Genomic DNA, 12,413 nt, shown 5'->3' with positions numbered 1-12,413 from the left:
CCATCTTGTGATCGCGCACAGTTTATTTCAATGGGGGATTTTCTATTTTAGGAATGTCAGCCGTTGGAGAAGCCTTCCTGCGCCGTTGAAAACAGAGGGAAAATGAATAAGGGTCGTAATGAATCTTAATACTATAATATTGGGATATTTATCACAGATTATTTTTATTATTGGCAGATGCCAATAATAAGGGGAGAGGGGTTATTAATCTCTGCCCTGATTATTTTAATAAGGGCAGTCTCCTGTGCGGTTGGGAAGGTGCTGAGAGGTCGGTTTTCAGAATCTGATGTTGTAGCGAACAACATCATCAACCTGGGCTAGCTTGTCGTAGAGTTTACGCGCGGGGTTATTTTCATTTGTCACCCAGTACACCTTTGCCCAGCCCGCCTCACGGGCTTCATCGCAGACCCGCGTGATGAGCGCTTTTCCCGCTCCCACGCCACGCGCATTTTCTTCAACGAAGAGATCTTCCAGATAGCATACGGGCTGTGTAAACCATGTGCCTTCATGTATCACGCAGACCACGAAGCCCGTCACCTTGCCATCAAATTCGGCCAGCCAACACATTAACGCTGATTCGGGCGACTGTATTCTCTGCCAGGTAGATAACGTGACGGCATCGTCCAGGTTCTGTCCGTAAAAATGCAGATAACCTTTCCAGAGGGTTAGCCAGGCAGAGTAATCCTCTGGTATGGCTTTGCGGACCTTGAGCATTGGAAATTCCTTTTGGTTAAAACAACAACTAAGCGATGACAATGCGGGTGAGCTTTACCCGACTCTTGCAGGCACATTGGTGCACTATCAGTAATGATAACGACAGGTGCGATCAGCAGGGCATCTTCACTAAGAGCATCGTCAAGCCGATGCGCAGAAGTGAGACGGTGTGACCAAAAAACTAAGACGATATTTTCGCGCTGGCGGTTTTCCTGTCCTTTTGAAAGGGAGTCAGCTGGCACCCTTGGTGAGCGTTTTTTTACTGTGCCTTTGTCCGTTTCTTGCCATCCAGCTTCAGCAGAATACGCGAGTGTTGCTCGTGAAAAGGTCGAATGATGCGGTTAACCTTATTGCCTCATGCAGCGATCCAGGCAAGCGTTAAGCATCTACATCACCTCACCATTCTCCTGCCGGTACTCCTTCGGCGTGGTGGCATAGCTTTTTTTAAACACGGAGTAGAAATACTGGAGCGACGGGTAACCGCACATCTGGGAGATCTCATTGATGCTCAGCGACGAGCCCGCCAGCAGCTCCCTAGCCTTCTCCAGCTTCTCACGGTGGATCATGGCATGAATCGTGTCGCCGGTTTCATCCCGGAAACGCTTCTCCAGGTTTGAGCGCGACATGCCAATCGCATCCAGCACCTGCTCTACCTTAATGCCCTTGCAGGCGTTGAAGCGGATAAAGTGCATCGCCTGGATCACGGCGGGATCGTGCAGTGAGCGAAAGTCCGTAGAGCGGCGGGCAATGACTTTTACCGGCGGTACTAAGATACGCTGCAGAGGCAGGGTTTGCTTATCCAGCAGGCGATGCAGCAGTTTGGCGGCCTGGTAACCCATCTGGCGCGAGCCCTGAACCACGGAGGACAGCGCTACCCGCGACAGGTAACGCGTCAGCTCTTCGTTATCAATACCAATCACGCACAGCTTCTCCGGCACCGGAATCTTCAGGTATTCGCAGGCCTGCAGCAGATGACGCGCGCGGGCGTCGGTGACGGCAATAATGCCGGTATGGGGAGGAAGCGTTTGCAGCCAGTCGGCCAGGCGGTTTTGTGCATGCTGCCAGTTCTCAGAGGCAGTCTCCATGCCCTGATAGACGACGCCCATGTAACGTTCGCGCATCACCATTTTACGAAACGCCAGTTCGCGTTCCTGCGCCCAGCGTTTGCCGCTGGAAGCCGGTAAACCGTAAAAGGCGAAACGGTTGATGCCGCGCGCTTTCAGGTGCAGAAAGGCACTTTCCACCAGCGCACTGTTGTCGGTGGCGATGTAGTGTACTGGCGGATAATCCTCTTCACGGTGATAAGAGCCGCCTACGCCGACAATCGGCACTGCCACGTCCGCCAGCGAACGCTCAATGGCACTGTCGTCATAATCTGCGATGACGCCGTCGCCCAGCCATTCATGGATATTCTCAATGCGGCAGCGGAAGTCCTCCTCAATGAAAATATCCCAGTTGGTCTGCGAAGCCTGTAAATACTCGCCAACGCCTTCTACCACCTGACGATCGTAAACCTTGTTGGCGTTAAACAGCAGGGTAATGCGGTATCGTTTTTCATGCATAGTGGCACATCCCTTTAACTCCCAGCGCATTGCATAGCACAGCCGGATGCGCCACAGAAATGGTTTGCGCCACAGTGTGATCGTTCACACGATTACATGCGGCGGCGCGTTGCAGTGTCCATCCACACGGCCAGCAGCAAAATCGCACCTTTAACGATGTACTGCCAGAAGGTCGGCACATCCATCATACTCATGCCGTTATCCAGCGAGGCCATAATAAACGCGCCCATCACCGCGCCCGCGACGGAACCGACACCGCCGGCCAGGCTGGTACCACCAATAACGCAGGCCGCGATCGCATCCAGCTCGGCGATATTCCCGGCGGAAGGCGAACCGGCCCCCAGGCGCGAACTGAGGATTAGCCCGGCAATCGCCACCATCAGGCCGTTGATGGCAAATACCGCCAGCTTGGTGCGCGCCACGTTGATGCCGGAGAGCCGCGCGGCATCAATGTTGCCGCCAATAGCATAGATACGCCGCCCGAAGGCGGTGCGGGTGGCCATAAACATCCCCACCAGCATGAGCAATGCCAGCAGCAGGACCGGTGTCGGTACGCCGCGATAATCATTCAGCAGCCAGATCGCACCCAGTACCAGAACGGCGGTAATGGCCTGCCGCGCTACGGTGCCGGTGGCGGCTGGCTGAGCCAGACCCAGTTGCTGACGGCGCAGCCGCAGCCGCCACTGCCACAGAATAAACAGCGCCAGGCCCGCAAAGCCAAAGCCAAAACCGATACCGCCGGGCAGATAGCTTTGACCGATCTGCGACATCGCCGGGCTTGTCGGTGCCACGGTAGTGCCATCGGTGATGCCCACCAGAATGCCGCGAAACGCCAGCATACCGGCCAGGGTAACGATAAATGAAGGGACCTTGCGATAAGCTATCCACCAACCGTTCCAGGTGCCGAGCAACAGCCCCAGCACCAGCGTGACCACGATAGTCAGCGGCAGCGGCCAGCCCAGCCAGACATCGAAGATTGCCGCCGCGCCGCCCAGCAGGCCCATCATGGATCCAACAGACAGATCGATCTCGGCGGAAATAATCACAAACACCATGCCCACGGCCAAAATGCCGGTGATCGCCGTCTGGCGCAGCAGGTTAGAGACGTTGCGCGGACTGAGCCAGGCGCCGTCGGTGGTCCAGGTAAAGAACAGGGCAATCAAGACAATCGCCCCCAGCATCACCAGCACCTGCAGGTTACGCAGGCCGAGCTTGCTGGATACGTGCTTGTTAGCCGGTGCCGCTACGGCAGGTTTACTCTCGCTGTTAAGCATAATGTTCACTCCGCAGGGCGGCTTCCATCACCTGCTCCTGAGTCAGATTGTCGTTAATCAGATCGGCTTTGATTTGCCCTTCATGCATAACCAGAATGCGATCGCTCAGGCCCAGCACTTCAGGCAGCTCAGACGAAATCACAATCACCGAGATGCCCTGCTTTACCAGGGCGTTGATCAGCACATAGATCTCCTGGCGCGCCCCAACATCAATGCCGCGCGTCGGCTCGTCCAGAATCAGGATTTTCGGGTTGAGCAGCAGGCACTTCGCCAGAATCGCTTTTTGCTGATTACCGCCGCTGAGGCGACCAATCGGCAGCTCAGGCGAAGAGGTTTTCACCCGCAGTCGTGCAATGGCGGCGTTGATGGCGCGCAGCTCTTCGGCCTCATCAAGGGTGGAAAGCCGATGACTGAACTGGTCCAGCGCGGCCAGCGTGATGTTTTTGCCTACGCCCATCAGCGGCACGATGCCGTCTTTTTTACGATCTTCCGGCACCATGGCAATGCCGTGCGCGATGGCGTGCTGGCAGTCGCGAATCGTAACTTTTTGGCCATTGATCGCGATGTCGCCCTGCCAGCGTCCCGGCCAGACGCCAAACAGGCACTGCACGGTTTCGGTTCTGCCTGCACCGACTAATCCGGCGATGCCGAGAATTTCGCCCTTTCGCAGGGTGAAGGAGACGTTATTCACCCGCTTCACGTGACGGTTAACCGGATGCCAGGCTGTCAGGTTATCGACCTGCAATACCGTGTCGCCAATGTCGTGAGGCGAATGAGGATAAAGCGCCGTGAGTTCGCGTCCGACCATCATGGTGATGATGTCATCTTCGCTCAGGCCTGCCGCTGGCCGGGTGGCGATGTGCTGACCATCGCGAATGACACAGATCGTGTCCGAGATAGCCTTCACTTCGTTGAGCTTGTGCGAGATATACACGCAGGCAATGCCGTGTTCGCGCAGGTTCTGGATGATGCTGAGCAGCACTGTCGTCTCCTGCTCGGTCAGCGATGAGGTGGGTTCATCCAGGATCAGTAAGCGCACCTGTTTGTTAAGGGCACGGGCAATCTCCACCAGCTGTTGTTGCCCCAGGCCAAGCTCACCCACGCGCGTATCCGGCGAGACGTTGAGTTTGACGCGCTTCAGCAGCTGCTGGCAGCGCAGCGTCATGGTTTCATCATCCACCATGCCAAAACGCCCCAGCTCTGCGCCGAGAAAGATGTTCTCCATCACCGTGAGCTGCCGTACCAGCGCCAGCTCCTGATGGATGATGACAATGCCTTTGCGTTCGGTATCGCGGATGGTTTGCGCCTGAATATCCTCCCCGGCAAAGCGAATCTGCCCGTCGAAATCCCCGTGCGGATAGAGCCCGCACAGGATTTTCATCAGCGTCGATTTGCCAGAGCCGTTTTCACCGCACAGCGACAGCACTTCACCGGCATCCAGCTGCAGGCTGACGTTATCCAGCGCCTTCACCGCGCCAAAGCGCTTGGTGATGTTCTTCATTTCCAGCAACATCGTTTACTCTCCTTCGCGTAGCGCGATTAGAGTTCGCTTTTCTTGTGGAAACCGTCTTTCACCACGGTGCTGTCGATGTTGTCTTTGTTGACCTCAATCGGTGTCAGCAGGCGAGCTGGCACGTCTTTCAGGCCGTTATTGAGCGTGGCGTTGCTGGCTGGCGTCTGACCGTTGCCCAGCTCGATGGCAATCTTCGCGGCTTCGGTAGCCAGCTCTTTGATGGGTTTGTACACGGTCATGGTCTGGGTGCCGTTCATAATGCGTTTGATGGCAGCCAAATCCGCATCCTGCCCGGAAATGGCCACTTTACCGGCCAGCCCCTGAGCGCTTAGCGCCTGAATGGCACCGCCCGCAGTGGCATCGTTAGAGGCGACAACTGCGTCAATATTGTTTTTATTGGCGGTCAGGGCATTTTCCATAATTTTCAGCGCGTTTTCCGGCAGCCAGGCATCCACCCACTGATCGCCAACAATTTTAATGCTGCCGTTATCGATGTAAGGTTTTAACACCTTCATTTGTCCTGCGCGGAACAGGCGGGCGTTATTATCTACAGGTGAGCCGCCCATCAGGAAGTAATTTCCTTTTGGTACCTTTTTCACCAGGCTTTCCGCCTGCATTTCACCCACTTTTTCATTATCAAAGGAAATATAAAAATCGATGTCGGCGTTATTTATCATGCGGTCATAGGCAAGCACTTTAATCCCTTCACGTTTGGCTTCTGCCACTACGTTACTCAATACCTGACCGTTGTAGGGAATGATAACCAGCACATCAACGCCACGGTTGATCATATTTTCAATTTGCGACATCTGAGTTTCTTCGTTGCCATTGGCTGACTGCACGAAGACTTTTGCGCCCTGCGCCTCAGCCTGTTTGACAAAGATGTCACGGTCTTTTTGCCAGCGCTCCAGGCGCAAATCGTCGATTGCCATGCCAATTTTGACTTCTTTTGCCAGACTGGCCTGGCTGAACAGGGCCAGCGCTGCAAGGGCAGCGAGTAATGCAGGTTTCATTTTCATCATGGTCATCCTGTAGGGTACGGTTATTGTCGTTGTAAGGCTATGAACCAGGCGGATGAATTGTTCACCTTATTTTCTGCTGCCAGCAATTACTGATTTTTATCCCGCTATTACGTTTTTTGGTTTATTTCTGTATTTATGAGCGCGATCGAAAATTTTACATTTTCAGACTCACCGATTGCGAGATAAGACCTGTCGGGCGTCATAAAGCCTTCATATTTTTTTGCGAGCAAGTGCACAATAAATAATTATCTTACCGGCTGTGTGAAATATCGTAATTGAGCGCGCTGAGAGCGGGTACGCACAATAACGCTTCTGGGTAACCCATTCGGGGCCGATGCTAAGGAGCAAACCATGCACGCTTATTTTGACCAGCTTGATCGCGTTCGCTACGAAGGAACAAAAACCACCAATCCTCTGGCGTTCCGTCACTACAATCCGGATGAAGTGATCATGGGGAAAACCATGGCCGAGCATCTGCGCTTCGCCGCCTGTTACTGGCATACGTTCTGCTGGAACGGTGCCGATATGTTTGGCGCGGGTGCGTTTGATCGTCCGTGGCAGAAAGCGGGCGAGGCGCTGGATCTGGCCAAACTCAAAGCGGACGTGGCGTTTGAGTTTTTTCACAAGCTGAACGTGCCCTATTACTGCTTCCACGATGTGGACGTGTCACCGGAAGGGGATTCGCTGAAAAGCTATCGCGAAAACCTGGCCGTCATGACCGATAAACTGCTGGAAAAGCAGCAGGAAACCGGGCTTAAGCTGCTGTGGGGCACAGCGAACTGCTTCACCCATCCGCGTTATGGTGCAGGCGCTGCAACCAGTCCCGATCCGGAGGTGTTTTCCTGGGCAGCCAGCCAGGTATGCAGTGCCATGAAAGCCACCCAGACGCTGGGCGGCGAAAACTATGTGCTGTGGGGCGGTCGCGAAGGATACGAAACACTGTTAAATACCGACCTGCGCCAGGAGCGCGAGCAGATCGGCCGCTTTATGCAAATGGTGGTGGAGCACAAGCACAAAATCGGCTTCCAGGGCACGCTGCTGATCGAACCTAAGCCTCAGGAACCCACCAAGCATCAGTATGATTATGATGTCGCCACGGTTTATGGCTTCCTGAAGCAGTTTGGTCTGGAAAAAGAGATTAAGGTGAACGTCGAAGCGAACCATGCGACGCTGGCCGGCCACGCTTTCCATCATGAAATTGCAACGGCCATTGCCCTTGGCGTGTTTGGTTCGGTGGATGCCAACCGTGGGGATCCGCAGTGCGGCTGGGATACGGACCAGTTCCCGGTCAGCGTGGAAGAAAACGCGCTGGTGATGTACGAAATCATCAAAGCAGGCGGTTTCACGACCGGCGGCCTAAACTTTGATGCCAAAGTGCGCCGTCAGAGCACCGATAAGTATGACCTGTTCCATGGACATATCGGCGCGATGGATACCATGGCACTGGCGTTGAAAGTCGCGGCTCGCATGCTGTCTGACGGTGAGCTGGATAAACGCGTTGCGCAGCGCTACAGCGGCTGGAACGGTGAGTTCGGTCAGCAGATTTTGAAAGGCGAGTTCTCTCTGGACGCGCTGGCGGCCCATGCGCATCAGCAGCAGTTTAACCCGCAGCACAACAGTGGACGTCAGGAGCAGCTGGAAAACCTGGTGAATCACTATCTCTATGATTTTTAATCCGTAAGGAGCGCGACATGGTAATCGGGATCGATATCGGCACATCCGGCGTTAAGGTTGTGCTGCTGGATGAGCAAGGCGTGGTTGTTGCGGTGGAAACCTCACCCTTGACGGTTTCCCGCCCGCAGCCGTTGTGGAGCGAACAAGATCCCGAAAGCTGGTGGCTGGCGACAGACCGCGCGATACAGGCACTGACCCAGCAGCACGATCTGAGTGGGGTAAAAGCGATTGGCCTGACCGGGCAGATGCACGGCGCTACGCTGCTTGACGCACAGCATCAGGTGCTGCGCCCGGCCATTCTCTGGAATGACGGACGCAGCGGCGATCAGTGCCGTGAGCTGGAACAACGGGTGCCTGAATCGCGTCAGATCACCGGTAACCTGATGATGCCGGGCTTCACCGCGCCAAAGCTGCTGTGGCTGAAAGAGCATGAGCCTGACGTTTTTGCTCAGGTCGCAAAAGTGCTGTTACCCAAAGATTACCTGCGCTGGCGACTGAGCGGCGAATTTGCCAGCGATATGTCAGATGCGGCGGGCACAATGTGGCTGGATGTGGAAAAGCGTGACTGGAGTGATGTGATGCTGGCGGCCTGCGGGCTGGCGCGTCACCACATGCCTGCGCTGTTTGAAGGTAATCAGATTACCGGTGCGCTGTCAGCGGATATCGCACAGCGCTGGAAACTGCCTCAGGTGCCGCTGGTGGCAGGTGGGGGCGATAACGCTGCCGGCGCAGTGGGTGTCGGTATGACAGCGCCGGGGCAAGGCATGTTGTCGCTGGGAACGTCCGGCGTCTATTTTGTGGTTAGCGACGGCTATCTCAGTAATCCGCAACGTGCCGTTCATAGCTTTTGTCATGCCCTGCCACAGCGCTGGCATCTGATGTCCGTGATGCTCAGTGCTGCGTCCTGCCTTGACTGGGCGGCTGCGCTGACCGGCTGCGACGATGTTCCTCATTTATTATCAGAGGCGGAGCGGGCAAAACAGGATGCGCCGCTGCTGTGGTTTTTGCCTTATCTGTCGGGGGAACGCACGCCGCATAATAATCCGCACGCCTGTGGCAGCTTCTTTGGCTTTACCCACCAGCACGGACGACCCGAGCTGGCGCAAGCCGTGCTGGAAGGCGTTGGTTTTGCACTGGCCGAAGGCATGGATGTGGTACACGAATGTGGTGTGACGCCCAGCAGTATCATGCTGATTGGCGGCGGCGCCCGTAGCGGCTACTGGCGCCAGATGCTGGCGGATATCAGCGGACAGACGCTGGATTACTGCGAAGGTGGCGATGTCGGACCCGCGCTGGGCGCAGCCCGTCTGGCGCAAATGGCGCTGGATGAGAATCTGACCGTGCCTGCTCTAAAGCAGGTGCAGCGCCACCAGCCGGACCCGGCGCGTCATGCGCACTATCAGCCGAGACGTGAGACGTTCAGCCGGCTGTATCAGCAGTTGCTGCCGTTGATGCAGCAGTAATCCAACCCGAGGGCAACAATGTTGCCCTTTTATCTGAGCGATGTCTCTCATTATGCTCACAACAATCTGCCACCGTGGCACTGTCGGGCTATCTTGCCCTCATCATTTCCTCAGGGTTCATAAAGGTTGCAGCGGCAGAACCTGACCCTGCGCGACCAACGATGCAAATCGCGCGATTCATGCGAAAAATTAGCCTGAAATTTGAAATGGTAGAGGTGCATCTGATACTGCCCTGGCTCACCACGTAAACCGGCTTCTTTGTGAGGCCGGTTTACATTAGTCAGGTTACTTAGCCAATTGCCCCCAGCGCATCGTCCTGACTCTGCTTTTTCGGCAGCAGGAACAGCGTTGCCACAATATCCAGCAGGTAGATGAGCGCCAGTAAGGTAATGGCCGCCACGAAAGAAAACTTGCCTGCCAGCAGGCCGATCACCAGCGGGCCGAATCCACCGACGCCACGTCCCAGGTTAAACAACACATTTTGCGCGGTCGCGCGCACCTGCGGTGGGAAGGTATCCGAGATTAGTGCACCGTATCCGCCGATCATGCCATTAACAAACAGCCCCATCAGGGCGCCCGTAAACAGCATAACGGTGGGATCGCGCAGTTGCGCATAAACCACAACCATCACGACTGCGCCGAACTGATAAAGCAGGAAAATTTTCCAACGTGCAAAGCGGTCCGCCAGCACGCCAAACAACCAGATGCCAAAAGTCATGCCGACCACGGTTACTGCCGTCCAGAGGCCGGATTTTGTCAGGCTGAAACCGAAGTTTGATGAGAGGTAGCTCGGCATCCAGATCATCAGGCCGTAATAACCAAAGTTCTGGACGGAGCAGAGAATAAAGATCCCCAGACTGGCCTTGCTGGTGGCGCGGTCTTTAACCAGCAATTTCAGTCGGGCGGGAAAAGACAGCGAGGGAACATGTTTGATCTGACGGGTAAAGCTCTCAGGTTCGCCCATGCTGCGGCGAATGATAAACGACACCAGCGCGGGCAGCAGCCCCACAAGGAACATCCCGCGCCAGCCAATAACATTCAGCAACGGCGGCGTGATAAACGCCGCCAGCAGAACCCCCAGTTGCCAGCCGATCCCGACCCACGCCGATGCGCGGTTGCGCTTCTCTGCCGGCCAGGCTTCCGCAATCAGCGCCATGCCGATACCAAACTCGCCGCCGAGCCCCATTCCAGCCAGGGTGCGGTACGCCAGCAGATCCCAGTAACCCTGAGCCACCGCGCACAGGCCGGTAAAAACGGAGAACATCAGTATCGTAATGGTTAAGACACGAATACGCCCGTAACGATCGCTGAGATGGCCAAACACGATGCCGCCAATCACGGCACCAATCAGCGTCCAGGTCACCAGCGAGCCCGCCTGTGAGGGATCAAGCGCCAGCGACAGGCTAATGGCAGGCAGCATAAATCCCAGAATCAGCAGGTCGAATCCATCCATGGCATAACCGCTGACGGCAGCCAGCATCGCTTTGGCAGGCGTAACGCTCTGCTTAGAAGAGGAAGAAGAGGACATGAGTCAGCACCCGTTGGTTAAAAAACTGGCGCAAGTATAAAGAGCGATGCTGATGAGGTCTATGCAGAATAGCCGCAACCGTGCGCCTGAATAGCACACGGTTGTGCAGAATCAAGAAGGTTTATTACTGCCGTCGTCGCCGGATAACAGCTCATCAAGCTTGTCTCCGCCGACGTGACGGAAATCCTGACCTTTGACGAAGTAGAAAATAATTTCGCAGATGTTCTGGCAGCGGTCACCAATACGCTCGATGGCGCGGGCGCAGAACAGTGCAGTTAACACGCTGGGAATCGTACGGGGATCTTCCATCATGTAAGTCATCAGCTGACGCACAATCCCTTCGTACTCTTTATCCACTTTTTTATCTTCGCGGTAGATCTGAACGGCTTCGTTAAGATCCATACGCGCAAACGCGTCCAGCACGTCATGCAGCATCTGTACGGTGTGGCGGCCCAGGGATTCCAGGCTGACCAGCAGAGGCAGATGTTGCTGACCAAACTTCTCCAGTGCAGTACGGCTGATTTTCTCGGCCACGTCGCCGATACGTTCCAGCTCGGAAATGGTCTTAATAATTGCCATAACCAGACGCAGGTCAATCGCAGTAGGCTGGCGTTTGGCAATGATGCGCACGCAAGCCTCATCAATCTCCACCTCCATCATGTTGACCTTCTGGTCGCCATCGATGACGCGCTGGGCCAGCTCACCGTCCAGGTTATGCATGGCGGTAATCGCATCGGTCAGCTGTTGCTCGACCAGCCCGCCCATAATCATCACCTGAGTGCGGATGTGCTCCAGTTCAGCGTTGAACTGACCGGAGATGTGTTTATTCAGATTTAAACTGTCCATGGCGATCTCCTGTCAAATCAGCCGTAGCGACCTGTGATGTAGTCTTCTGTTTGTTTCTGTGCCGGCTTGGTGAACAGCGTGTCGGTGTCGCTGAACTCAATCAGTTCGCCCAGATACATAAATGCCGTGTGGTCGGAACACCGTGCAGCCTGCTGCATGTTATGGGTCACGATCACAACCGTATAATCCTGCTTCAGTTCGGTAATTAATTCTTCGATACGGCCGGTGGAAATCGGATCCAGGGCTGAGCATGGCTCATCCAGCAGCAGCACTTCCGGACGGATAGCGATGCCGCGGGCAATGCATAAACGCTGCTGCTGTCCACCCGACAGGCTGTAGCCACTCTGGTGCAGCTTGTCTTTGGTTTCGTTCCACAGGGCCGCTTTGGTCAGGGCCCACTGCACGCGCTCATCCATGTCGGCACGAGACAGCTTTTCGAACAGGCGCACGCCGAAAGCGATGTTGTCATAAATCGACATTGGGAAAGGCGTTGGCTTCTGAAACACCATGCCAACGCGCGCCCGCAACAGCGCGATATCCTGATGCGACGCCAGAATATTGTCGCCATCCAGCAGAATATCACCTTCGGCACGCTGATCCGGATAGAGCGAATACATTTTGTTGAAAGTGCGCAGCAGGGTGGACTTACCACAGCCTGATGGCCCAATAAACGCCGTAACCTGGTTTTTAGCAATATCCAGATTAATGTTTTTCAGAGCGTGAAACTTGCCGTAATAGAAATTCAGGTTACGAACCTCGATTTTTCCGGCTGACACAGTCGCAGTACTCATTGTTTTTCTCTCTTAATCGACACCGC

General features: G+C 55.2%; 10 protein-coding genes. 2 read left to right on the top strand and 8 right to left on the bottom strand.

From position 1 onward, the window contains the following. Window positions 1–276 precede the first annotated feature (276 nt). The 5 genes from QLG08_RS09300 to xylF form a co-directional block, all read right to left on the bottom strand. Window positions 277–714 (bottom strand): GNAT family N-acetyltransferase, encoded by a 438-nt coding sequence (locus QLG08_RS09300; protein ID WP_014332955.1) that lies wholly within the window; start codon window positions 712–714, stop codon window positions 277–279. A 386-nt stretch (window positions 715–1,100) separates the two neighbouring features. Beyond that, a complete protein-coding gene (gene xylR, locus QLG08_RS09295; protein WP_014332956.1) occupies window positions 1,101–2,276 on the bottom strand; it encodes a D-xylose utilization transcriptional activator XylR in 1,176 nt (391 codons plus the stop codon). A gap of 92 nt (window positions 2,277–2,368) precedes the next feature. Beyond that, a complete protein-coding gene (gene xylH, locus QLG08_RS09290) occupies window positions 2,369–3,550 on the bottom strand; it encodes a xylose ABC transporter permease XylH (RefSeq protein WP_022623736.1) in 1,182 nt (393 codons plus the stop codon). Beyond that, complete coding sequence (locus QLG08_RS09285; RefSeq protein ID WP_064372891.1) at window positions 3,543–5,063, bottom strand: xylose ABC transporter ATP-binding protein; 1,521 nt, start codon at window positions 5,061–5,063, stop codon at window positions 3,543–3,545. The genes xylH and QLG08_RS09285 overlap by 8 nt, the downstream gene beginning before the upstream one ends. A gap of 26 nt (window positions 5,064–5,089) precedes the next feature. Continuing rightward, a complete protein-coding gene (xylF, locus tag QLG08_RS09280; RefSeq protein ID WP_019104653.1) occupies window positions 5,090–6,082 on the bottom strand; it encodes a D-xylose ABC transporter substrate-binding protein in 993 nt (330 codons plus the stop codon). A 354-nt stretch (window positions 6,083–6,436) separates the two neighbouring features. Here xylF and xylA point away from each other — a divergent pair, with 354 nt between their 5' ends. Together xylA and xylB are read left to right on the top strand one after the other, a co-directional pair. Further along, window positions 6,437–7,759 carry a xylose isomerase gene (gene xylA, locus QLG08_RS09275; protein WP_064372888.1) on the top strand — a complete coding sequence of 441 codons (1,323 nt, stop codon included), beginning with the start codon at window positions 6,437–6,439 and terminating at the stop codon, window positions 7,757–7,759. A gap of 17 nt (window positions 7,760–7,776) precedes the next feature. Further along, window positions 7,777–9,222 carry a xylulokinase gene (gene xylB / locus QLG08_RS09270; protein ID WP_238492859.1) on the top strand — a complete coding sequence of 482 codons (1,446 nt, stop codon included), beginning with the start codon at window positions 7,777–7,779 and terminating at the stop codon, window positions 9,220–9,222. A gap of 289 nt (window positions 9,223–9,511) precedes the next feature. Here xylB and QLG08_RS09265 read toward each other — a convergent pair whose 3' ends face one another. The 3 genes from QLG08_RS09265 to pstB all read right to left on the bottom strand — a co-directional run bounded on the left by QLG08_RS09265 (window position 9,512) and on the right by pstB (window position 12,387). After that, window positions 9,512–10,750, bottom strand: coding sequence for an MFS transporter (locus QLG08_RS09265; protein ID WP_238492858.1), 1,239 nt, complete (start codon window positions 10,748–10,750; stop codon window positions 9,512–9,514). A 111-nt stretch (window positions 10,751–10,861) separates the two neighbouring features. Next, window positions 10,862–11,596 carry a phosphate signaling complex protein PhoU gene (gene phoU / locus QLG08_RS09260; RefSeq protein WP_013023944.1) on the bottom strand — a complete coding sequence of 245 codons (735 nt, stop codon included), beginning with the start codon at window positions 11,594–11,596 and terminating at the stop codon, window positions 10,862–10,864. A 17-nt stretch (window positions 11,597–11,613) separates the two neighbouring features. Next, window positions 11,614–12,387 carry a phosphate ABC transporter ATP-binding protein PstB gene (pstB, locus tag QLG08_RS09255; RefSeq protein WP_238492857.1) on the bottom strand — a complete coding sequence of 258 codons (774 nt, stop codon included), beginning with the start codon at window positions 12,385–12,387 and terminating at the stop codon, window positions 11,614–11,616. Between the last annotated feature and the right edge of the window lie 26 nt (window positions 12,388–12,413).

The organism is Pantoea sp. V106_11, assembly GCF_029967885.1.
Taxonomy (GTDB): Bacteria; Pseudomonadota; Gammaproteobacteria; order Enterobacterales; family Enterobacteriaceae; genus Pantoea; species Pantoea ananatis.
The sequence above is the reverse complement of the archived record's forward strand: the minus strand, read 5'-3'. Positions and strand labels throughout refer to the sequence as shown.

Bases quoted from the DNA above. Each gene is read 5' to 3' on its own strand.
- QLG08_RS09300 (WP_014332955.1), bottom strand. From the start codon at position 714: ATGCTCAAGGTCCGCAAAGCCATACCAGAGGATTACTCTGCCTGGCTA.
- xylR (WP_014332956.1), bottom strand. From the start codon at position 2,276: ATGCATGAAAAACGATACCGCATTACCCTGCTGTTTAACGCCAACAAG.
- xylH (WP_022623736.1), bottom strand. From the start codon at position 3,550: ATGCTTAACAGCGAGAGTAAACCTGCCGTAGCGGCACCGGCTAACAAG.
- QLG08_RS09285 (WP_064372891.1), bottom strand. From the start codon at position 5,063: ATGTTGCTGGAAATGAAGAACATCACCAAGCGCTTTGGCGCGGTGAAG.
- xylF (WP_019104653.1), bottom strand. From the start codon at position 6,082: ATGAAAATGAAACCTGCATTACTCGCTGCCCTTGCAGCGCTGGCCCTG.
- xylA (WP_064372888.1), top strand. From the start codon at position 6,437: ATGCACGCTTATTTTGACCAGCTTGATCGCGTTCGCTACGAAGGAACA.
- xylB (WP_238492859.1), top strand. From the start codon at position 7,777: ATGGTAATCGGGATCGATATCGGCACATCCGGCGTTAAGGTTGTGCTG.
- QLG08_RS09265 (WP_238492858.1), bottom strand. From the start codon at position 10,750: ATGTCCTCTTCTTCCTCTTCTAAGCAGAGCGTTACGCCTGCCAAAGCG.
- phoU (WP_013023944.1), bottom strand. From the start codon at position 11,596: ATGGACAGTTTAAATCTGAATAAACACATCTCCGGTCAGTTCAACGCT.
- pstB (WP_238492857.1), bottom strand. From the start codon at position 12,387: ATGAGTACTGCGACTGTGTCAGCCGGAAAAATCGAGGTTCGTAACCTG.